17 protein-coding genes and 1 other RNA gene are annotated in these 21,085 nt (G+C 57.4%); 15 read left to right on the top strand and 3 right to left on the bottom strand.

From position 1 onward, the window contains the following. Nucleotides 1-48 precede the first annotated feature (48 nt). Nucleotides 49-421, top strand: an RNA gene (rnpB, locus tag EII11_RS06790) — RNase P RNA component class A. Between the two features lie 67 nt (nt 422-488). Here the strand turns inward: rnpB and ppgK are convergent. Next, complete coding sequence (gene ppgK, locus EII11_RS06785; protein WP_124870556.1) at nt 489-1,244, bottom strand: polyphosphate--glucose phosphotransferase; 756 nt, start codon at nt 1,242-1,244, stop codon at nt 489-491. A gap of 173 nt (nt 1,245-1,417) precedes the next feature. Between ppgK and idi the strand changes: the two genes are divergently transcribed. The 6 genes from idi to EII11_RS06755 are packed head-to-tail and all read left to right on the top strand — an operon-like array spanning nt 1,418 to nt 7,325. Continuing rightward, on the top strand, nt 1,418-1,987 hold the full coding sequence (gene idi / locus EII11_RS06780) for an isopentenyl-diphosphate Delta-isomerase (RefSeq protein WP_124870552.1): 570 nt from the start codon (nt 1,418-1,420) through the stop codon (nt 1,985-1,987). Continuing rightward, nucleotides 1,969-3,051, top strand: a complete 1,083-nt coding sequence (locus tag EII11_RS06775; RefSeq protein WP_124870549.1) for a polyprenyl synthetase family protein — start codon at nt 1,969-1,971, stop codon at nt 3,049-3,051. The genes idi and EII11_RS06775 overlap by 19 nt, the downstream gene beginning before the upstream one ends. After that, nucleotides 3,048-3,947, top strand: coding sequence for a phytoene/squalene synthase family protein (locus EII11_RS06770; protein ID WP_124870546.1), 900 nt, complete (start codon nt 3,048-3,050; stop codon nt 3,945-3,947). The genes EII11_RS06775 and EII11_RS06770 overlap by 4 nt, the downstream gene beginning before the upstream one ends. Nucleotides 3,948-3,958: 11 nt before the next feature. Then, on the top strand, nt 3,959-5,659 hold the full coding sequence (gene crtI, locus EII11_RS06765; protein ID WP_205649261.1) for a phytoene desaturase family protein: 1,701 nt from the start codon (nt 3,959-3,961) through the stop codon (nt 5,657-5,659). 2 nt (nt 5,660-5,661) lie between these two features. Then, complete coding sequence (locus EII11_RS10765; protein WP_276310956.1) at nt 5,662-6,414, top strand: lycopene cyclase domain-containing protein; 753 nt, start codon at nt 5,662-5,664, stop codon at nt 6,412-6,414. Continuing rightward, nucleotides 6,411-7,325: a prenyltransferase gene (locus EII11_RS06755; RefSeq protein WP_205649259.1), complete on the top strand. Its 915-nt coding sequence runs from the start codon at nt 6,411-6,413 to the stop codon at nt 7,323-7,325. Before EII11_RS10765 ends, EII11_RS06755 begins: the two co-directional genes overlap by 4 nt. 70 nt (nt 7,326-7,395) lie before the next feature. On the opposite strand, the gene map is transcribed toward EII11_RS06755, so the two are convergent. Both map and panB read right to left on the bottom strand, forming a co-directional pair. Next, a complete protein-coding gene (map, locus tag EII11_RS06750) occupies nt 7,396-8,283 on the bottom strand; it encodes a type I methionyl aminopeptidase (protein WP_124870540.1) in 888 nt (295 codons plus the stop codon). A 108-nt stretch (nt 8,284-8,391) separates the two neighbouring features. After that, nucleotides 8,392-9,282: a 3-methyl-2-oxobutanoate hydroxymethyltransferase gene (panB, locus tag EII11_RS06745; protein ID WP_124870537.1), complete on the bottom strand. Its 891-nt coding sequence runs from the start codon at nt 9,280-9,282 to the stop codon at nt 8,392-8,394. 310 nt (nt 9,283-9,592) lie between these two features. On the opposite strand from panB, the gene pheS reads away from it, so the two are divergent. From pheS to tyrS, 8 genes are all read left to right on the top strand, one after another. Then, nucleotides 9,593-10,678 (top strand): phenylalanine--tRNA ligase subunit alpha, encoded by a 1,086-nt coding sequence (pheS, locus tag EII11_RS06740; RefSeq protein ID WP_124870534.1) that lies wholly within the window; start codon nt 9,593-9,595, stop codon nt 10,676-10,678. Between the two features lies 1 nt (nt 10,679). Further along, nucleotides 10,680-13,319: a phenylalanine--tRNA ligase subunit beta gene (gene pheT / locus EII11_RS06735; protein WP_124870531.1), complete on the top strand. Its 2,640-nt coding sequence runs from the start codon at nt 10,680-10,682 to the stop codon at nt 13,317-13,319. 94 nt (nt 13,320-13,413) lie between these two features. Continuing rightward, nucleotides 13,414-13,911, top strand: a complete 498-nt coding sequence (locus tag EII11_RS06730; RefSeq protein WP_124870528.1) for a flavodoxin domain-containing protein — start codon at nt 13,414-13,416, stop codon at nt 13,909-13,911. A 236-nt stretch (nt 13,912-14,147) separates the two neighbouring features. Next, on the top strand, nt 14,148-14,648 hold the full coding sequence (gene argR, locus EII11_RS06725; protein WP_124870525.1) for an arginine repressor: 501 nt from the start codon (nt 14,148-14,150) through the stop codon (nt 14,646-14,648). A gap of 27 nt (nt 14,649-14,675) precedes the next feature. Further along, the gene (locus EII11_RS06720) at nt 14,676-15,926 is read left to right on the top strand and encodes an argininosuccinate synthase (RefSeq protein ID WP_124870522.1); all 1,251 of its coding nucleotides are present in this window, start codon (nt 14,676-14,678) and stop codon (nt 15,924-15,926) included. A 285-nt stretch (nt 15,927-16,211) separates the two neighbouring features. Then, nucleotides 16,212-17,729 carry an O-antigen ligase family protein gene (locus EII11_RS06715; protein ID WP_240623094.1) on the top strand — a complete coding sequence of 506 codons (1,518 nt, stop codon included), beginning with the start codon at nt 16,212-16,214 and terminating at the stop codon, nt 17,727-17,729. Nucleotides 17,730-17,848: 119 nt separating this feature from the next. Then, a complete protein-coding gene (argH, locus tag EII11_RS06710) occupies nt 17,849-19,306 on the top strand; it encodes an argininosuccinate lyase (RefSeq protein ID WP_124870520.1) in 1,458 nt (485 codons plus the stop codon). 145 nt (nt 19,307-19,451) lie between these two features. After that, nucleotides 19,452-20,714: a tyrosine--tRNA ligase gene (tyrS, locus tag EII11_RS06705; RefSeq protein ID WP_124870785.1), complete on the top strand. Its 1,263-nt coding sequence runs from the start codon at nt 19,452-19,454 to the stop codon at nt 20,712-20,714. Nucleotides 20,715-21,085 lie beyond the last annotated feature (371 nt).

Below are 21,085 nucleotides of genomic sequence, written 5' to 3'. Positions count from 1 at the left end.
CTCAGGGCTCAGGCGCGAGCAGATCACAGGCTAGAATGGGTGGGCGGATGAGTCAGCCAGGCGGCCGCGGGCGTGAAAACGCGCGAGGAACGTCCGGGCTCCGCAGGGCAAGGTGGTGGCTAACGGCCACCCGGGGTGACCCGCGGGCAAGTGCAACAGAGAGTAGACCGCCATCAGCTTCGGCTGGAGGTAAGGGTGAAAGGGTGGTGTAAGAGACCACCAGTGGCGCAGGTGACTGTGCCAGCTAGGTAAACCCCACCTGGAGCAAAACCGAGCAGCAGGCGTTCGAGGGCGGCCCGCCCAATGCCTGCGGGTAGGTTGCTTGAGGCTTGCGGTAACGCAAGCCCTAGAGAGATGGTCGCCACCCGGCTGCTGGTAACGGCGAAGGGAACAGAACCCGGCGTATCGGCTGACTCATCCGCCAAAAAAGGGTGGCACCCCAATGGCTGGGGCACCACCCTTCAAGGCACTCTGAAAGCGATAAGGCCTCAGCCCTGCGCCTTGCGCGCAGCATGATAGGCAGCTCCAACGATACCTGCCGTATTGAACAAAACAGCGGGAACCATCGGGGTTTTCAACTCAAGCAACGGCATGAACTTCTCATGCTTCTTGGACACGCCACCACCCACAACAAAAAGGTCGGGGGAGAAGAGCATCTCCACATGCGAGTAGTAGCGCTGAAGGCGCTTCGCCCACTTCTTCCACGACAGATCCTGCAGGGTCTTTTGACCTGCAGAGGCCCGCTTTTCAGCGTCGTAACCATCAATTTCCAGGTGGCCGAGCTCCGTATTGGGAACAAGCACGCCGTCAACGATGATAGCCGAACCAATACCTGTGCCTTGAGTGGTGACGATGACAGTTCCCTGCACATCTTTAGCTGCCCCGTATGCCACTTCAGCGATGCCAGCAGCATCAGCGTCGTTGAGAGTAACGACCGGACGGCCCAGGTGCTTTTCCATGAGCTCATCAACATTCATGCCAGCCCATGCCGGGTCGAGGTTTGCCATGAATGGCACGACTCCGTGGATGACAGGCGCAGGCACGGCAACACCTACGGCAATATCCGGGCCAACTTCAAGCTGCTCAAGGAGCTGGCGACACACTTCAGCGACAGCCTCGGGGGTGGCAGGCTTGGGGGTTTCAATCCTGATGCGTTCAGTGGTGAACTCACCGGTTTCCAGATCAACGACGGCGGCCTTGACGCCAGAGCCACCAATATCAATTCCACATGCGGTTGATGCCATGAGCGCTTCTCCTTTGCACACTCAAGTGACGTGTCACAGACAGATTAGCCGACGTTGGCGCGCAAATCATGTTCCTGGGCTCACTAAAAGGGGAACGAACGGGCATGTCCACAATCCGTACCTCATTCACATATCTTGCGACACGCGTCACATTCACTGCTAGCGTGGGCAATATGACACTCCTTCAGGAACATTCAGATGATAGTCAGGCCGAGCAAGAGGTCGTCGTCCTCTGTAATCCTGATGGGGCTCCGCGCGGAACAGCGCTCAAAGCAGAGGTTCACACAACGCAGACTCCTCTTCATCGGGCATTCTCCTGCTACATCTTCGACGAAGACGCCCACCTACTTTTGACGCGCAGAGCCGTAGGGAAGAAAACATGGCCAGGCGTATGGACCAACTCTGTGTGCGGACATCCTTCGCCCGGCGAAAGCGATGAGGAAGCAATCTATCGCCGTCTCGCCGAAGAACTCGGCGCAAGTGCCAACGCCCACCCGCATCCTGTCCTGCCGTTTTTCTCATATGAGGCAGTAGACGCTTCAGGAATTATGGAAAGAGAGTTCTGCCCGGTCTATCGCCTCGATATCCAACGGCAGCAGCTTGGCCTCGACCCCAATCCTGATGAGGTGGCGCAAATTCTTTGGGTTCCTTTCGACAAAGTCGTGCGCACTGCGACATTCATCCCAGAACTACTCAGCCCATGGATGGTTGAGCAACTCTCACAATGGCCGGATACAGTATGACCGGCTACGCGAATACTCTCGACGTTTCACTTCTTCTGGCGGAAGTTGAAGCCCTCCTCGTTGAACGACTCAACGAGCAGGCCCTCCACGCCACATACCCTCAATCACGCGTCCTGTGGAATCTGCTTCGGCAGACCATTATTGGGGGTAAAAAGGTGCGCCCGTATCTGGCTCTTCTCGTTGCCACCTGCGGCGGGACCGTTAACGATGCTGAGCATCTGAAACGGGCGTGCGCTGCGGGTGCGGCGCTTGAACTCCTCCACGCTGGCCTCATCATTCAAGATGATGTCATGGACGGGGATGCTGTTCGTCGAGGTTCACCAACAGTTCCCGCCCTCTTGGAAGAACATTCGAACGGGCAAGGACTTTCAGATCCACGGCGCTTCGCTGCCTCTGCCGCAACCATTGTTGGCGATCTTGCGCTGACTGGCGGTTATCGTTTGCTCGTGGACTGTGGGAGTTATGCGCCGCGCCTCGTGGACATCTTCGATCGAGCAATCCGTGATACTGCAGAAGGTCAGTACCTTGACGTACTCAATGTGGAGCGCTCTGACGAGGCGGACGTTCTTGCGCTTGAACGGCTCAAAACGGGCGTCTACTCATTTGAGGCTCCTGTAGAGCTTGGGGCAGTGCTAGCTGACCTCCCGAAAAAGACGCGCAACACCCTGAAGCAAGGAGCACGCGATCTTGGTATTGCCTTCCAGATCGTTGACGATATCCTCGGCGTCTTTGGGGATCCTTCTGTGACGGGCAAGTCAGCATCCTCAGACCTGTGGTCACGCAAACGCACCATCTTGTCCCTTCACGCCCACCAGCAAGACGATCCGCACTGGCAGCGGATTTGGGAGGAACTTGGCCACGACCACGATCAGGACACGCGAGGCGAACTGGAATCTCAAGCACGCGAATGCCTGGTCAATTGTGGCGCCTTAGAACACGCTCGGCAGTTGAGCGCGCGCTTCCACCAGAGGGCACGCGAGCACTTCAACTCGGGGATGATACCCGGTAGCCTTTCGGCCCAGTTGCTTGCCTTCACCGACAGTCTGGAAAAGAGGCAATCATGATGAGCGGATTTGAACTCTATTCCTCGGTATCTCACGAGGTCGCCGCAGGGGTTATCTCGCGCTATTCGACCTCCTTTGGTGCCGCGGTGACTCTTCTTGAGGAGCCTGTCCGCAGCCGTGTTCGAGACATTTACGCGATGGTGCGTGTTGCCGACGAGGTCGTTGATGGTGCTGCCCCATTGCCTGCCGCTACGCTGCGTGCGTTGCTTGACGACTACGAGCAGGCGGTACTGACCGCATGCGAAAGAGGTTTTTCTACCGATCTTGTTGTTCATGCCTTCGCGCAAACGGCCCGCGAGTGCGAAATAGGTCCCGACCTCATTGCACCCTTTTTTGCTTCCATGCGGGCTGACCTTGAGCCAGAAACTCATGATGTGACAACCTTGGCCGACTACGTCTATGGCTCGGCTGAAGTTGTGGGCCTGATGTGTCTCAAAGCGTTCCTTGTTGAACATCCCCATCCCCAAGCGTGGGAGCGTCTTTCGCCAGGAGCACGACGTCTGGGAGCAGCCTTCCAGAAAGTGAATTTCTTGCGGGATCTTGCTGCTGATGAGAATGAACTCGGACGTCACTACCTGCCCGGAACGAACGCCCAGCACCTTAATGAGGAATCAAAAAAGGCACTTATTGCTGACATTTATGCGGACTTGGATGCCGCAGATCGGGTGATTTCTAAGCTCCCCTCGTCGTCACGCGTTGCTGTCCGAGCGGCCTATCTTCTTTTCCGTGAGCTCACGGCTGCCTTGGAGGCGACGCCAGCGGAGGAGATTGCGCGCCGGCGCATTCGCGTTTCTGATCCCCGAAAGGCTGCCCTGGTTGCACAGGCCTATATTGATGAGCGTGTGAAACCTCGTTGGAGGCGTTTGCAGGCTACTAGCCGGAGGGCACGATCATGAGGAGGAGCCCATTGAAGCACTCAACTCGCCACCCTCATGTCATGCGCCGTCCCCAGCACGGCACTCCTCCTCGAGCCGTGGTCATTGGCGGAGGCCTTGCAGGACTTGCCAGTGCAGGTCTTCTTGCTCGGGATGGCTACGAGGTTGATCTCATTGAGGCACGCGAGACAGTGGGAGGGCGTGTCGACACCTGTGAGATTGAGGGTTTCACCTTTGATATTGGCCCAACCTGGTACCTCATGGGGGAGGTGATGGAGCACTTCTTCGCATTGATGGGGGCAGACATCGCCGACTACTGCAGTTTTGAACCCCTCACCCCCGCCTACCGACTCTTTCGTGACACCGGCGAATACATTGACGTTGTCAGCGGACGTGAAGAGGTTGCCCGACTCTTCGAGAGCCGCGAGCCTGGGGCTGGGCAGCGCATTCGGGAGCATCTTGCCTCCGCTGAACGCACCTACACCCTGGCGCTGAAATACTTCCTTTACACAAATTTCGAAGCCTTATCGCCCTGGTGCCGCCGCGAGATTCTTCGTGATGTTCCGACCCTCATTCGCCTGCTCACGGAATCCTTAGAAACTCACGCAGATAAAGTGGTCGCTGATCCGGTCCTGCGGCAGATGTTGACCTTCCACGCTGTTTTCCTGTCTGCAGCCCCAGCCATGTTGCCATCGATGTATCACCTCATGGCGCATTTGGACCTAAATGATGGTGTTGTTTACCCCGTCGGTGGCATGCGGACACTGGTGGATGCAGTGGAGTCGGTCGTGAAGAACGCCGGGGTGCGTATCCATACCTCGACGCGTGCCGAAGAGATCCTTACCCAGCCGGGTGGGCGAGGCCGGTGCCGTGCCACAGCGAGAGGGGTACGCATCCGCCACGCTGATGGGCGGGTGGAGGAAATGGACGCTGACACCGTCGTCTCCACCATTGACTTGTGGGCATCAGAGACGCGCCTCCTCCCATCCGAGTTACAAACCTACCCGCAGGCCTATTGGGAGAAATCACGCAACGGTATTGGTACGGTGCTTGCCATGATCGGGGTGAAGGGGGAACTCCCTGAGCTCGCGCATCATTCGTTCTTCTTCACATCGGATTGGGAAAAGAATTTCTCGCAGATTTTCGGTGAGCACCCCAGCATCCCTGATCCGGCATCAATCTACGTGTGCCGAAGTAGCGCAACCGACGTTACCGCTGCTCCAGAAGGGCATGAAACCTTGTTCATTCTGGTCCCAGTCCCCGCCGATGACCTCATTGGCCACGGTTCAATTGATCTCGATTGCTTGGGAGATGAACCCTGCCGCGCAGGGGATGATGTCGTTGAGCAGGTCATTGATGCGGCGATTGCACAGGTGAGTTCTTGGGCGAATATTCCCGATCTGGCTGAGCGCGTGGTGGTGCGTCGGACTCTTGGGCCAGCCGACCACAGTGCACGATACGGATCCTTCCACGGTAATGCTTTCGGGCCTGCGCACGTGCTGTCTCAATCGGCGTTTATGCGCGCACGTTCGCGCAGCAGCCACGTTGATTCTCTTCTTTTTGCTGGGCAAACGACCGCCCCTGGGATCGGCGTACCGATGGCCTTCATTAGCGCCGAGAACGTCCTCAAGCGTCTGCATGGAGACACTAGCGCCCTGCCTATCCCTGAACCACCTGACGCGCCTCGCCACAGCGTGATGCAGCAGTGGCATGACAATAACCGAGGCCGCTGACAATGGGGACAGGGTGGGTCTATGGCGTGGCCATCCTTGCAAGTAGTTGTGGCATGGCTGTCATTGATCGCCGGTGGAAATTGGCGTTTTTTCGTGACGCTGCCACAAGCATTGCTGTGCTTATGGGAAGTGTGTGTGCGTTCCTCCTATGGGACCTTCTGGGGATCGCCACCGGGGTATTTTTCCGGGGTCCAGGGCCGTGGATGACAGGCTGGCAAATCGCCCCGGAGATCCCGGTTGAGGAGGTGCTGTTCTTGGGCTTCCTCACCCAGCTTTCTGTAGTTCTAGATGCCGCCATGGAACGCCTTGCCGGTTTGGGAGAACGGCTTCGGCGGCTCATGGGTGGGGGAGTGTGGCTTGGTGCTGGCGTATTCCTTCTCATCGTCGTTTCGTCGACCGCTTGGTTTGCCGTACAAGGATCGGGTGGAATCCGCTGGGATGCTCAGTCGTGGACGTATCTTGTGGTCATTGTTCCGATCACCGCCCTTGCTGTGTTCGTTGGATGTTTTCTGTCCCGAGGGCGGCCGCGCGCGCCACTGGCGGCAGGAGCGAGCGTAGTTGTCATGTGCCTACTGACTGCGCTCTTTGATTCTTTTATTGTTTCGGCAGGCATTGTTGGCTACGACTGGTCATTGACATCGGGTGTGATGATGGGGAGCGCTCCTCTTGAGGACTGCGGCTACGCCATCACAGCGGCAGTATGCGCCCCGGCAGTGTGGAAAGCCCTGCATCAGCGAAGGAAGGTGGATCAGTGAAAACTCTGTCCGTACTGCTATCGACGTCTCGTCCTCTTTCGTGGATCAACACCGCCTATCCCTTCGCCGTCGTCTACTGGCTACTCACTCGCCAGATTGATGCGACACTTGTTGTGGGAACACTGTTTTTCCTCATTCCTTACAACCTCATGATGTATGGAATTAATGACGTCTTCGATTACGAGTCTGATCTGCGTAACCCGCGTAAGGGTGGTGTTGAAGGGGCACTTGTTGGCCGTCACCACCATCGTTCGATTCTGTGGGCAGCAGGGATATCTACCGCAATCCCTGCCCTTGCTTTAGTGCTGATGAATAGCTGGTTCAGCAGTGTTGTGCTGGTGATTGTTCTTTTTGCTGTGTACGCCTACTCGGCGCCAGGTCTGCGTTTCAAAGAGGTTCCTTTTCTTGATTCAGCAACCTCAGCTACGCATTTTGTGGGCCCGGCAGTGTACGCAGTCGCAGTTGCTGCGGGTCGTGTCGGGGGCGAGGTTCTCACTGCCCCTCTGGCCGCGATCTTGGTGGCATTCTTTGCCTGGTCAATGGCATCTCAAGCTTTCGGCGCGGTTCAAGACATTGTGCCCGATCGAGAGGCAGGACTTGCCTCGATTGCCACAGTCATTGGTGCGCGCTGGACTGTGAGGGTTGCTGCCATCGGGTATGTGCTCGCAAGCGTGTGTCTTCTCCTCGGAGCCCTTCTCGCAGGTGAGGAAGCGCCAGCTCTACGGGGTGCTCTGACTATCGCTAGCATCGCCCCGCTGGTGTACGCCCTGTCCGTGAGCCCTTGGTGGTCAGTTTCAGATGCAGAATCTGAAACGAGTCATGCCGGCTGGAGTCGTTTTTTGTGGCTGAACTACGTGGTGGGCTTCGCGCTGAGCATGCTCATTATTGTGACGGTACGGTACTTTTCCTGAACCGCTATTTCTCATAGAACTGACGCCCTTGCACGACAGCAAGGGCGTCAGCGATCAAAGCGACGAAGGTTCAGGACTGGGTGAGAATCCGTGCGCCATCTTCAGTAACAACGACCGTGTGCTCGAACTGTGCCGTGCGGGCGCGGTCGGCAGTGACCACTGTCCACCCGTCATCCCATTGCTCCCAATCAATGGTGCCCAGGGTCAGCATGGGTTCGACGGTGAAGACCATTCCCACTTCCATAATCGTGTTGTGGGCGGGGGAAGCATCGTAATGGGGCACAATCAGGCCCGAGTGGAATGCTTCGCCGACGCCGTGGCCCGTGTAGTCACGGACAACGCCGTAATTGAAACGCTTAGCGTAGGCTTCGATGACGCGTCCGATGACGTTAATCTCACGCCCAGGAGCAATAGCTTTAATGCCTCGCATCATGGCGTTCCTCGTGCGGTCGATGAGGAGCTGGGATTCTTCGTCTACTTCACCAACGGTGAACATAGCGCAGGTGTCACCGTGCACGCCGTCAATATATGCAGTGATATCGACGTTGACAATGTCGCCGTCTTCGAGAGGACGGTCATCGGGAATGCCGTGGCAGATCACCTCGTTGACGGAGGTGCACAAAGACTTGGGGAAGCCCATGTACCCCAGGCAGGACGGGTAAGCGCCTTGCGAGATCACATATTCGTGGCCAATGCGATCAAGCTCATCGGTGGTCACTCCCGGCTTCACGGCTTCTCCAACAAGGGCGAGGGCGTCAGCGGCGATCTTGCCCGCGCGGGCGATCTTTTCAATAACCTCGGGAGATTTCACATCCCCTGCGGTGACGACTTCAGGCCCGTCATGGAACATGTACTCGGGGCGCTCAATGTGGGCAGGAACCTCCCGCGTGGGGGAGATAACGCCGGGAGTCAAGGTGCCCAAAGGAGCGCGTCGTGCAAGAGTATCCAAAGAAGTCATAGTCCTAGCCTAAACCTGCAACACGGGCCGAACTCCCAGCGCAGGGCTTTTTCCACGGTGGTATGCCACACCCCAACAGCAACGCCATCACGTAACAGCCTGCCGATGTCACTGAGCGTGGTAGTGATCCTCTGAAGGGAAGGAACCGTTTTCAACGCTCGCAATATAGTCGGCCGCAGCTTCCCTGAGAGCCGCACCGAGCTCAGCGAAGCGTCGCACGAACCGTGGAGTCCACTCCGTCATTCCTGCCATATCCGACCACACGAGAACCTGACCATCAGTGTCAGGCCCAGCCCCAATACCAATGGTTGGGATATCCAATGCCTGAGTGATCTCAGCGGCGATATCGGCCGGCACCATCTCCAACACGAGCGCAAAAACACCAGCTTCTTGGAGGGCCAGCGCGTCCGCCAGCATCTGCGCGCGTTGCTCTCCACGGCCCTGCATACGAGGCCCACCCAAAGCATGCTCAGATTGGGGCGTGTAGCCCAAGTGCCCCATAACAGGAATCGCCCCAGCGGTCAGTGTACGAACGGCCTCCACACGAGCCGCGCCGCCCTCAAGCTTGATCGCGTGCGCCCCCGCTTTCATCAAACGCACCGCATTGGCGTAGCCTTCACGCGCGTCGGCCTCGTAGGAGCCAAAAGGCATGTCTCCCACAATCAACGCTCGCGAAGTGCCCCGAGCCACCGCCCCCACATGATGAACCATGTCGTCAATGGTGACCGGCAGGGTACTGGAGTAACCCAACATGACGTTGCCCACCGAATCTCCCACGAGCAACATATCCACCCCAGCCTCATCAAAGATGCGAGCGGTGAGGGCATCATAAGCCGTGAGCATCGTCAACTTGCGTCCTTCGGTCTTTGCCGCGCTCAGGTGATGAAGGCGCACACGCTTAGGACGAGGTGCCGTCCCAGCCTTATCAGAAGTGACGTTCTGACCCGTAGCGGCAGTCTGAGATGCGGCATCAGGCTGAAGATACTGCGCTGAAGACATGAAAATGCTCCTTCATACATGGACGCGATCCAAAAACAGTCTAGCCGCGCAAACTACTCGACACCTGCCTCACCTTGCGACCGCACGCGGTGATAACAGCACTTCGCCCATGGGGGTAACACTGTCGCCTGCTCCTAAGCACCCCGACAGCGACCTCGACGCTACGAGTATCACGCATCAACCAGGATTACACGCGAACTCACGGGGCACTATCATGGGGAGCTGTGCATGCGCTCATCATGTGACATGTCGGGGTTTGACATGTCGGGCGCATCCTTGTCATTCATATCCCCGATCGAGGAAGCAGGACATGGCCGACACCGCCACTGACCTCAACCCGCTCGACGAGACCGCGGTCAACGCCCTCGTCGAACACGCACTGGCCAACATCGCCGCAGCCGACAACCTGGACGCCCTCAAGGCCGTCCGCAGCGCTGTCCTGGGAGATAACGCTCCGCTGGTTGCCGCCAACCGCACCATTGGCTCCCTTGCCCCCCAAGACCGCGGCATAGCCGGAAAGAACCTCGGTGGCGCTCGCGGGCGCATTAACGAGGCTCTCGCAGCCCGCAGCGAGGTCCTGCAGGCCGCCCATGACGCCCAGGTGCTCATTGACGAGGCGATCGACGTTACTGTCCCCACCCGCCGCGTGGCACTGGGCGCACGTCACCCGCTAGAAACCCTGATGGATGAGGTCGCTGACTTCTTCGTCGCGATGGGGTGGGAGATCGCTGAAGGTCCTGAGGTCGAGCACGAGTGGTTCAACTTCGACTCCCTCAACTTCGACATTGACCACCCAGCTCGCCAGATGCAAGACACTTTCTATGTTGATGGCACCTCAATCGGCGCCGATACTGCGGACGCTGGCCACCTGGTGATGCGCACGCACACCTCGCCCGTCCAGTCCCATGCGATGCTTGAACGTGGCGTGCCCCTTTACATTGCCTGCCCCGGCAAGGTCTTCCGCTCTGATGCCTTGGATGCCACCCACACGCCGGTCTTTCACCAGATTGAGGGCCTCGCGGTGGACAAGGGGCTGACCATGGCTCACCTCAAAGGCGTGCTTGACCACTTTGCTCGGGCAATGTTTGGCCCCGAAGCAAAGACACGCCTGCGTCCGTCCTTCTTCCCCTTTACCGAGCCCAGCGCCGAGATGGACCTGTGGTTCCCTCAGAAGAAGGGTGGCCCTGGCTGGATCGAATGGGGTGGCTGCGGCATGGTGAACCCCAATGTGCTGCGTGCCAACGGTATTGACCCTGAGGAGTACACGGGCTTCGCATTTGGTATGGGCATCGAGCGCACGCTCATGCTGCGCCACGGCATTGCTGATATGCACGACATTGTGGAAGGCGACGTGCGTTTCTCCGCGCAGTTCGGCCTGAACGGAAAGGGAGCCTGAGATGCCATTGATTCCCCTGAGCTGGCTGGCCGATCATGTTGACGTGGCCCCCGGCACTGATGCTGCTGCCCTGGCTGCCGCCCTCGTGCGCGTCGGTCTGGAGGAAGAGACCATTCACCCTGCGCGCGTGACCGGCCCTCTGGTGGTGGGCAAGGTGTTGACCTTGGTGAAGGAAGAACAATCCAACGGCAAGGTCATTAACTATTGCCGCGTGGATGTTGGTGAGCATAATGACGCTCCTGGCACCGGCAAGGAACCCTCTGACCTGCCAAGCCGCGGCATTATCTGCGGTGCGCATAACTTCGTTGAGGGTGACCTCGTTGTTGTTTCTCTGCCGGGCGCAGTCCTGCCTGGTCCCTTCCCGATTGCTGCGCGTAAGACCTACGGGCATATTTCTGACGGCATGATCTGCTCTCAGCGTGAATTGGGTTTGGGTGAGGACCACGACGGCATTATTGTGCTGACGAAAATGTTCCCTGACCGTGAGATTCCCGCTCCGGGCACGGATGTTATTCCCTTCCTGGGGCTGGGTGAAGAGGTTCTGGAAATCAACGTCACCCCTGACCGCGGGTACTGCTTCTCGATGCGTGGTGTGGCTCGCGAGTATGCGCACTCCACGGGCGCTGCTTTCCGCGATCCGGGCCTTCGGTCGGACCTTCCTGCTGCGAACGCCGCTGGCTTCCCCGTTGTGGTGAAGGACGAGGCTCCTATCCGCGGTCGTGTCGGCTGCGATCGTTTCGTCACGCGAATTGTGCGCGGCATTAACCCCGCTGCCCCGACACCTCGGTGGATGGTTGAGCGTCTCGAAATGGCCGGCATGCGTTCGGTGTCCCTGGCTGTTGATATTACGAACTACGTGATGCTTGACCTGGGTCAGCCTATGCACGCCTACGACCTGGCTGCTGTTGAGGCTCCGATTGTTGTGCGCCGCGCTCAAGCGGGGGAGACCTTGACGACCCTTGATGAGGTTGAGCGTGTCCTTGACGAGCAAGACCTTCTCATCACAGACTCTCCCAACGGAGAGGACGGCAGCCGCATTATTGGTATTGCGGGTGTCATGGGTGGCCGCTACTCCGAAGTTGAGGATTCCACAGTTGATGTGCTGCTGGAGGCCGCTCACTTTGATGCTATTTCGATCGCGCGTTCTTCGCGTCGCCACCGCCTACATTCAGAGGCAGCGAAGCGTTTTGAGCGTGGCACTGATCCGCTACTGCCTGCAGTTGCCGCGCAGCGTGCTGTGGAGCTGCTCGTTGAGTATGGCGGGGGCACCGCTGACGAAGCTGTCTTTGACTACAACGAACTACCCGCTGCGACGGTCATTACCTACCCGCTGGCCGAGGCTGAGCGTCTCACCGGCGTTTCCCATGAGCCTGCACGTCAGCGTGAGCTGCTCGAAACTATCGGCTGTGTGGTGGAGGGCACCGATTCGGATGTTTCTTGGCAGGTGACTGTTCCAAGCTGGCGTCCTGACCTGGTGGGCCCCGCCCACCTTGTGGAGGAGATCGCTCGCCTGGATGGCTACGACAATATTCCTTCCATCCTGCCGGCGGCTCCTGCCGGACGTGGACTCACGCTTGGACAGAAGGCGCGCCGTTGGGCGGCAGAGACCCTTGTTCAGGCTGGCATGGTTGAGGTTGAATGCTACCCCTTCGTGTCGGATTCCTTTGATCGTCAGGGCATGGGTGAGGCCGATCCGCGCCGCCAGGCTCTGCGCTTGCGTAATCCTTTGGCCGATGACGCCCCTCTGCTGCGCACGTCTGTTCTTGACACCCTGCTGGACGTCGCGGGCCGTAACGTGTCGCGTGGCATGCCCGCGGTTGCGGTCTTTGAAGTGGCGAAGGTTGCTCGTCCTGCTGGTACTGTTGCCGCTGTTCTGCCTTCCGCTGAGCAACGTCCCGCTGATGAGGTTATTGCGGCCCTGAGTGCCGGAACACCTTCTCAGCCCTGGCATGTGGGTGGCGTGATGGCGGGCACCGCAACATTGCCGGGAGTTTTGGGAACCCAACGCCATGTTGACTGGGCAGATGCTGTTGAGGCAGTGCGTCGTATCGCCTCCGCTCTGGGAGTGCGCGTTGAGGTGACGCGCGCATGGGATCCTGCCCCTCCGGCTGTCAAGGGGGCGCCTGTGCCGACGCCGGCAACGGATCCTGTTGAGGTAGCACCCTGGCATCCTGGCCGCGTTGCCCGGATTTTTGTGCGCTCTGGCCGTGATTTGGTGGATGTCGCGCTGGCCGGTGAGCTCCTTCCCGCAGCCTGCAAGGCCTTTGGCCTTCCTGCCCGTTCCGTGGCATTCGAGTGTGACCTGGATGCGTTAATTGGCGTGATGTCCGCTTCTGCTTTGCAGGTCAAGCCTGTTTCCACCTATCCGGTGGCGAAGGAAGACGTTGCCCTTGTGGTGCCTGCGAATATTCCGGTGGCTCGTGTTGAACAGGTCATCCGGCAGGCCGCTGGTGCTGTTGCAGAGGACGTGTCTCTCTTTGACATTTACGAGGGCGACCAGGTCGAAGAAGGTTTCCGTTCTTTGGCGTTCGCATTGCGTTTGCGCGCAGATCACACCTTGACTGCCGAAGAAACTGCGAAGGTACGCGCCGATATTGTTGCGAAGGCATCAAAGACACTCGGTGCCTCATTGCGAGCCTAGATGCTGATTGTTTCGCCTCGGCAAGGTGTGAAGCTGCTGACTGTTCAGGGCTTTTGACCCCTTGCCGGGGTGAAACACATGGGAGGATATATCCATGCGAATCCTGGTTACTGCCGCATCAAAACATGGTGCAACTCGAGAAATTGCCGACCGCATTGCTCAGCGGCTTGGTGATGCTGGTCATGAGGTGACTTGTCAGGCACCTGAAGATGTGACATCGGTGGATGATTTTGACGCTGTTGTCTGCGGCTCGGCTGTGTATATGACGCAGTGGATGTCCTCTGCGCAGGAGTTTGTTTCTCGTTTTGAGGATCAATTGGCGGAGCGTCCGTTCTGGGCTTTTTCGGTTGGTATGGCAGGCGTTCCTAAGCATGCTCCTCAGGATCCCTCCCGTATTGGTCCGGTGTTGTTGCGGGTACGCGCCGAGGGGCATCAGGCATTCCCCGGTCGTTACAAGCCTGAGCTTTTGAATCTGCGTGAGCGTTCCATTGCCAGACTGGCGGGCGCTGTTGAAGGCGATTTCCGTGATTGGAACGCTGTTCAGGCGTGGACGGATGGCATTATTCGTTCCTTGGCCTCTGATACTGAGTGACACGTTCTCTGTGAGTTCCCCCGCGCTGTAGGCGCGGGGGAACTTTTATTGGCGCGGAAAGGGGCCGTTTTATCTCGTGTCTGCTTGGTGGAGTGAGCTTTGTGATCCTTCGGGGGTACTCTGGGCCACACGAATTAGCAATATGCGAAGCGGCGTATTATTATTCATTCTGTTGTTGTTCGTGACTGAGGCGCGTTCAACCGACATCTCATGACATTCGATTAAAGGAGTTCGCGATGGTGGATGCGGCAATCCCCACAACCCGTGCAGCTAGGCATGGGTTAATTCGTGAACTTCTCGCAGAACACACCATCAGCTCCCAAGAGCAACTGAGGAGTATCCTCGCTGAGCGAGGCATTGAGACCACGCAGGCCACACTCTCGCGTGACCTCATGGATCTTCGTGCCACGAAGGTGCGCAGTAAGGAAGGACACCAGATCTATTCGGTGCCTGATGTGGATGGCAGCGCCACCCACGAGGTGGAGGCATCGCACACGAAACTTGCACGCTGGTGCCAAGAACTCCTTATCGCGAGCGACCGCGTAGGAAACCAGCTTGTGCTGCGCACCCCTGTTGGGGCCGCTAATTTGCTGGGATCAGCTATCGATGCTTCACGAATGGAGCAGGTTGCAGGAACGATTGCTGGCGACGACACCCTGCTGATCATTTGCCGCAGTGATGATGGCGCACTGCAGACTCAACACCATCTCATGACGCTTGCAGCCGCAGGCGACTGAAACGCACACAACACAAAAGGACACACTATGGGGCTCCATAAAGATCGCATCGTCCTGGCCTACTCTGGCGGCCTTGATACCTCCGTCGCTATCGGCTGGATTCAAGAACAGACCGGTCGCGAGGTCGTGGCAGTTGCGGTTGATGTCGGCCAGGGCGGCGAAGACTTGCAGGTCATTCGCCAACGAGCCTTGGACTGTGGTGCAGTGGAGGCCTATGTGGCAGATGCGCGCGATGAGTTCGCAGAGGAATACTGCATGCCTGCACTCAAAGCGAATGCTCTCTATGAGGGCAAGTACCCCCTGGTATCTGCTCTTTCGCGTCCTGTGATTACCAAGCATCTTGTGCGGGCCGCACGCCAATTCGGTGCGACGACCGTCGCCCACGGTTGCACAGGTAAGGGAAACGACCAGGTGCGATTTGAGGTTTCCATTACCTCCATGGCTCCTGACCTGGACTGTATCGCTCCTGTACGTGATCTCGCGCTGACGCGTGATGTTGCAATTGACTACGCCGAGCGACACAACCTCCCCATTGAGACAACAAAGCACAATCCCTTCTCTATTGACCAAAACGTGTGGGGTCGTGCTATCGAGACGGGTTACCTCGAAGACATCTGGAACGCTCCCACAAAGGACGTTTACACCTACACCGACGATCCCACCTACCCACCCCTGCCTGATGAGGTCATCATCTCCTTTAAAGAAGGTGTGCCTGTGGCCATTGATGGCCGCCCTGTGACGCCTCTTGAGGCCATTCAAGAACTCAACCGCCGTGCCGGCGCTCAAGGCATCGGCCGTATCGACATGGTTGAAGACCGTCTGGTCGGTATCAAATCTCGTGAAATCTACGAGGCCCCTGGAGCTATTGCCCTCATTACCGCCCATGCTGAGCTTGAGAGCGTGACATTGGAACGCGAACTCCACCGCTACAAGCGGACCATGGAACAGCGGTGGGGTGAACTGGTTTACGAGGCTCAGTGGTTCTCGCCTCTGAAGAAGGGAATGGATACCTTCATTGACTACACCCAGCAGTACGTCACAGGTGACATTCGTATGACTCTCCATGGCGGTCGCGCCGTTGTGACGGGGCGCCGTTCAGAGACCTCTCTCTATGACTTTAACCTCGCCACCTATGAAAGTGGCGATACCTTCGATCAATCCCATTCCCGTGGATTTATCGAGATTTACGGCATGACCTCGAAACTTGCAGCAGCACGAGATGTCCGTTTTGGCCGGGGCATTGACTTTGGAACGGGAAATCTGAACGCTGATAACTGACGCATATGCCTGATGCGAGATGTGTCCTTGGGCGTTAGCTCAGCAGGACTCATTGAGGTAACGAAATGGCGGGTGTGCTCCTCTTAGCGGGGCTGCGCCCGCCATTTTGTTATCAACCGTTTATCGATGTGTTCTACTTCGCGCGCTTCTTGCTCCACAATGGTGCCTGATGCGACTAGCGTGTAACCCGGCATGGCAATGCAGCTTCCGTCGGCTGCGGGCCATAGTCCAGCGCCTCAGACCTCGGAAGATAGAAGCGCGAGTTGGAGGAAAGGCGTGAAGAGCGTGTCGACCCACGTCGAGGTGCATGAGAAGGCTGACGGTTACAGTACGAACCTATCGGTTGCTTCGCCGCGTCGTACCTTCCACCTGATCGGTGAGGTGATTGCCCTTTTCTCTAGTGCTACCTGGCAACGCCTGCGAAAGGCGATGAACTCGAAGGCCCAGCCACTTGCTCATCTCACCTTGCCGGCGATGGGCGTATGGGTTTTCTACATTACTTTTGCCGGTCAAGGCGTTCGTAATGTTATTGGATGGAAACCTTTTGGTCTTCTTGCCGCCATTTCATGTCTCGTTTTAGTACTGCAGTTCATTGCAGCGGGGCGGATTCTTACTCTTCGGCGGATTCCTACCACAATCGCTGCCTTTGTACTGTGGTGCTCTCTGAGCGTTATATGGTCGTTCTATCCACTTGAGACGATGATGGCTAGTGCATTGATGAGCGCGACGAGTATCGCAGGCGTCATGATTGCAGTAGCCTTTCCTCCACGTCAGCTCCTCGATATTCTCACGCGCTCATTGCAGTGGATGATTGGCCTGAGTCTTGCTCTGGAACTCTACGTTGCAGCGGTTCTTCAGGAACGCCTAGCCCCCTTGTACATGCGCGAGTGGGAGCACATTCCCGATTCCTACTATTGGATCCACGGACTTCTTTTTCAGGGAGGTCCAATCCAAGGGGTTTTCGCTAATCGCAATCCTCTTGCTTTCGGGGCTGCTCTTCTCCTGTTGTGCATCGTTTTTCAGCATCTGCAGCACCGTTCCTCCTGGCAGCGCACGCTGCTATGGGCGGGTGCGAGCCTCGCTACCTTAGCTCTGACACGTTCAGCAACCGTTATCGTGTGCCTCCTCGTGTGCGTCATCGTGATGGGCGTGGGGTTGTCTTTGCGTTCAGTTCCAAGCGCTCAACGTCGTCATGTCTTGCGAGGCGTGGGCGTGGTGGCTCTTGTGTGTGCACTAGTTGCGCTTGTCTATGCAGACGCCATCTTTATGTTGCTAGGACGCAGCACGGATATGACTGGGCGAGGCGTGATCTGGGAACGGGTTTTAGCACTGTGGGCGGAACGTCCAATCCTTGGGTGGGGATGGATTATGTATTGGGCGCCGTGGATTCCCATGTTCCGCACGCTTGTGATCCGTCCTGATGGCACACCAACAATGCAGGCACATAATGCTTACATCGAGGCACTCTTCCAAACGGGTATCATCGGTGCGGCCTTGGTTCTTCTCGCCGTCGTGTGGGTTCTTTATGGTGTGGGAAAGGCTGCGGTGCGATCCATTGGCGGCGACCTGACAGGGCTGTGGGCTTTTTGTCTTGCTGTGGCCCTCATCGTCCAGTCTGTGACAGAGGCGCGTTTACTCTCTGAAGGTAACTGGGTGCTTTTTGTTGCGATGGCGACATGGCTGAGTCTTTACCGTACGGTTCCCTCGCCTGCATGGGGTGCTTCAGAGCGTGACATTCGTGGTGAAGGGCCCAGTGACAAAAAGCTGCGTGCTTTTGACCGCGAGCTTTCTCGAAGGGTCTGACACCGCACGATTCGTACAGATGTTCACGAATGTCTCGCGTTGCAGGGCGGGGGTTCATATAGCGGACGAGGCCGAGGCCGAACTAACCCTTTTGGCGTTGAAAAAGGCATGATGGAGGCATGACTGATTCAGCTTCCACTCCCAACTCCGCTTCACGTACTTCTTCCTCGTCGGCGTCTTCTGGACTGTGGGGTGGTCGTTTCACGGGCGGTCCTTCTGCTGCTCTTGCCGCATTATCGGTGTCCACTCATTTTGACTGGCGACTTGCCCAAGCAGATATCCAAGGATCTCGTGCGCATGCGCGTGCTCTTGCGGTGGCGGGGCTGCTTACAGACGACGAGCTGTCCTCTATGTTGGCGGGGCTGGATAGCCTTTCGGCCGATATTGCGAGCGGCACCTTTGCCCCTTCTGAGCAGGACGAGGACGTCCACTCCGCCCTTGAGCGCGGACTTATTGAGCGTGTTGGTCCGCACGTAGGCGGAAAACTTCGTGCTGGTCGTTCTCGTAATGATCAGATCGCGACTCTCATTCGTATGTATCTGCGTGATGAAGCGCGCTACCTTGCTGGGCTTGTTGGCGATGTTGTTGAGGCCTTACTTGAGCAGGCGCGCACAGCAGGTACCCGTGTTATGCCTGGACGCACCCACCTGCAGCATGCACAGCCTGTTTTGATTGCTCATCATCTGGCGGCTCATGCGTGGCCTCTTCTGCGTGACCTGGATCGATTGCAAGATTGGGATCGTCGCGCCAGCGAATCCCCGTACGGTTCGGGCGCGTTGGCGGGCAATACCTTGGGGATGAATCCTCAGGCTATTGCTGAGGAGCTAGGGTTCACGTCGTCGGTAGCTAATTCGATTGACGGCACGGCATCTCGAGATATTGCCGCTGAGTTTTCCTTCATTATGGCGATGATCGGTGTTGATATTTCGCGTTTGTGCGAGGAGATCGTCATTTGGAACACGAAGGAGTTTGACTACATCACTCTTGATGATGCTTTCTCGACGGGCTCGTCAATTATGCCGCAGAAGAAGAATCCTGATGTGGCTGAGCTTGGGCGAGGTAAGGCTGGCCGATTGATCGGTGACTTGATGTCCCTGTTGACCATGCTGAAGGGGATTCCTTTGGCCTATGACCGTGATCTTCAGGAAGATAAAGAGCCTGTTTTTGATCAGATTGACACGCTCAGTGTGTTGCTTCCCGCAGTGTCGGGCATGATCGCCACGATGCGCGTGAACTATGAACGTATGGAATCTCTTGCCCCGCAGGGTTTTTCGTTGGCAACTGACATTGCTGAGTGGCTGGTACGTCAAGGTGTTCCTTTCCGTGAGGCGCACGAGATCTCGGGAGCCTGTGTGCGTATTGCTGAGAGCAGGGGAGTGGAGCTGTGGGATCTGACTGATGATGAGTTTGCGCAGGCGTCCCCGGCATTAACCCCTGCTGTGCGTGAGGTGTTGAGCGTGGAAGGTTCCGTTAGCGCGCGTAGTGCTCGTGGTGGTACTGCCCCGATTCGCGTTGCCGAACAGCTTGACGAGGCTGCCGCTGAACTGGCTCGCGCTCGTCAGTGGGGAAAGCAGTAGGGGCCGGAGGCATTTGCGGTGTGGAGTTTTATGCGTAGCGTGACGCTTCCCTTCCCGCCTGGCTAGACTGGACGAGGCTTACAGTATGTAGGTCATAGATAAACCCGCCCCATGTGAAGAGGGCATGACTGTGAAGGACCGTATCGTGACGGATATTCTGGACGAACTCCAGTGGCGCGGCCTGCTGGCCCAGCACACCGACCTTGAGGCGCTGCGCGCCCACCTGGCTTCGGGACCCGTCACCTTCTATTGCGGTTTTGATCCGACTGCCGCTTCCTTGCACCATGGTCACCTTGTGCAGGTGCTGGTTATGCGTCATCTTCAGCTTGCTGGCCACCGCCCCCTTGCTTTGGTGGGTGGTGCAACAGGGCAGATTGGCGATCCTCGTCAGTCGGGTGAGCGCGTCCTCAACTCCACTGAGGTTGTTGCTGAGTGGACTCAGCGACTCAAAGAACAGATTGCTCGCTTCTTGAGCTTCGAGGGTGATAACGCTGCCGTCATGGTGAATAACCTTGACTGGACTGGCCCAATGTCCGCTATTGATCTGCTGCGTACTGTTGGTAAGTACTTCCGCGTGGGTACCATGCTCAATAAGGACATCGTGGCGCGTCGCCTGGCGTCGGATGAAGGCATTTCCTACACGGAGTTCAGTTACCAGGTGCTTCAGGCTAATGACTACTTGGAGCTTTTCCGCCGCTACGGGTGCACCCTGGAAACGGGGGGCAATGATCAGTGGGGCAATATGGTGGGCGGTGTCGACCTTATTCACAAGGTCGAGGGTGCCTCCACTCATGTTATGACGACGCCGATCATCACCAAGGCTGATGGCACGAAGTTCGGTAAGTCTGAAGGCGGTGCCATCTGGCTCGATCCTGAGTTGATGACCCCTTACGCCTTCTACCAGTTCTGGCTGCAGGTGGCCGACGAGGACGTCATCCGTTTCCTCAAGATCTTCACCTTCCTTGATCGTGCTCGTATTGAAGAGCTTGAGGTAGAGGTTGCTGAGCGTCCGCACCAGCGGGCTGCTCAGAAGGAACTTGCTGCTCGTGTGACTGAGCTTGTGCACGGAGCCGATGAGTTGGCGCGTGTGCAGGCAGCAACCCAGGCTCTGTGGGGTGGTGCTGATCTGCGTGAGGTTGATGGGGCAACCCTTGTTTCCGCTACTGCAGACTTGCCCCGTGCCACCTTGAAGCTGGGGGAGTCCACCATTGTGGATGCTCTTGAAGCAACTGGACTGGAAAAGGGCCGAGGTGCTGCACGTCGTACTGTGGCATCAGGTGGCGCCTACCTCAACAATGTCAAGGTTGAGGACGAAGACGCGCCTATCACTCAGGCAGATTGTCTACCCGGTGGGGTGGTTCTTGTCCGCAAGGGACGCAAGAATCTTGCCGTCGTGAACTTCGAGTGATGTCGTAGGACACACTTTCAACTGAAAGACTGTCAAGGGGAAGAGGCCTGAGACCTCTTCCCCGCCACTTCGTTTTTCGTTGGAATCATGAGGAAAAACCCGCGTTCACTGGAGTGTGCGCGTCCTCACGGCGAACGGATTTGACGTGGGTGCGGCGAGGTCTGTAATGTTTTCTTCGTTGCGCCGGACGGCACGGAGTCACGGGAGTGGTTATCCGGGGAATATGGCGCAGAACCTGTCACCTCAATGTTTGTGGGATGCGTGTGTGTCTTGTGAGCTTGTGTGTGGGTGTTGTTTGTGAACTCGATAGTGTGTCTTGACATTTTTTGTTGTTTTTATGCCTGTTTTTTGTTTTTGAGTTTGTTGTTTGG

The organism is Schaalia canis (assembly GCF_003858455.1).
Classification (GTDB): Bacteria; Actinomycetota; Actinomycetes; order Actinomycetales; family Actinomycetaceae; genus Pauljensenia; species Pauljensenia canis.
This window is presented reverse-complemented; position numbering and strand designations above follow the sequence as displayed.

Coding starts and splice junctions, on each gene's coding strand:
- map (WP_124870540.1), bottom strand. CDS start 8,283: ATGACTTCTTTGGATACTCTTGCACGACGCGCTCCTTTGGGCACCTTG.
- EII11_RS06770 (WP_124870546.1), top strand. CDS start 3,048: ATGATGAGCGGATTTGAACTCTATTCCTCGGTATCTCACGAGGTCGCC.
- EII11_RS06720 (WP_124870522.1), top strand. CDS start 14,676: ATGGGGCTCCATAAAGATCGCATCGTCCTGGCCTACTCTGGCGGCCTT.
- EII11_RS10765 (WP_276310956.1), top strand. CDS start 5,662: ATGGGGACAGGGTGGGTCTATGGCGTGGCCATCCTTGCAAGTAGTTGT.
- argR (WP_124870525.1), top strand. CDS start 14,148: ATGGTGGATGCGGCAATCCCCACAACCCGTGCAGCTAGGCATGGGTTA.
- panB (WP_124870537.1), bottom strand. CDS start 9,282: ATGTCTTCAGCGCAGTATCTTCAGCCTGATGCCGCATCTCAGACTGCC.
- pheS (WP_124870534.1), top strand. CDS start 9,593: ATGGCCGACACCGCCACTGACCTCAACCCGCTCGACGAGACCGCGGTC.
- ppgK (WP_124870556.1), bottom strand. CDS start 1,244: ATGGCATCAACCGCATGTGGAATTGATATTGGTGGCTCTGGCGTCAAG.
- argH (WP_124870520.1), top strand. CDS start 17,849: ATGACTGATTCAGCTTCCACTCCCAACTCCGCTTCACGTACTTCTTCC.
- EII11_RS06775 (WP_124870549.1), top strand. CDS start 1,969: ATGGCCGGATACAGTATGACCGGCTACGCGAATACTCTCGACGTTTCA.
- EII11_RS06730 (WP_124870528.1), top strand. CDS start 13,414: ATGCGAATCCTGGTTACTGCCGCATCAAAACATGGTGCAACTCGAGAA.
- idi (WP_124870552.1), top strand. CDS start 1,418: ATGACACTCCTTCAGGAACATTCAGATGATAGTCAGGCCGAGCAAGAG.
- pheT (WP_124870531.1), top strand. CDS start 10,680: ATGCCATTGATTCCCCTGAGCTGGCTGGCCGATCATGTTGACGTGGCC.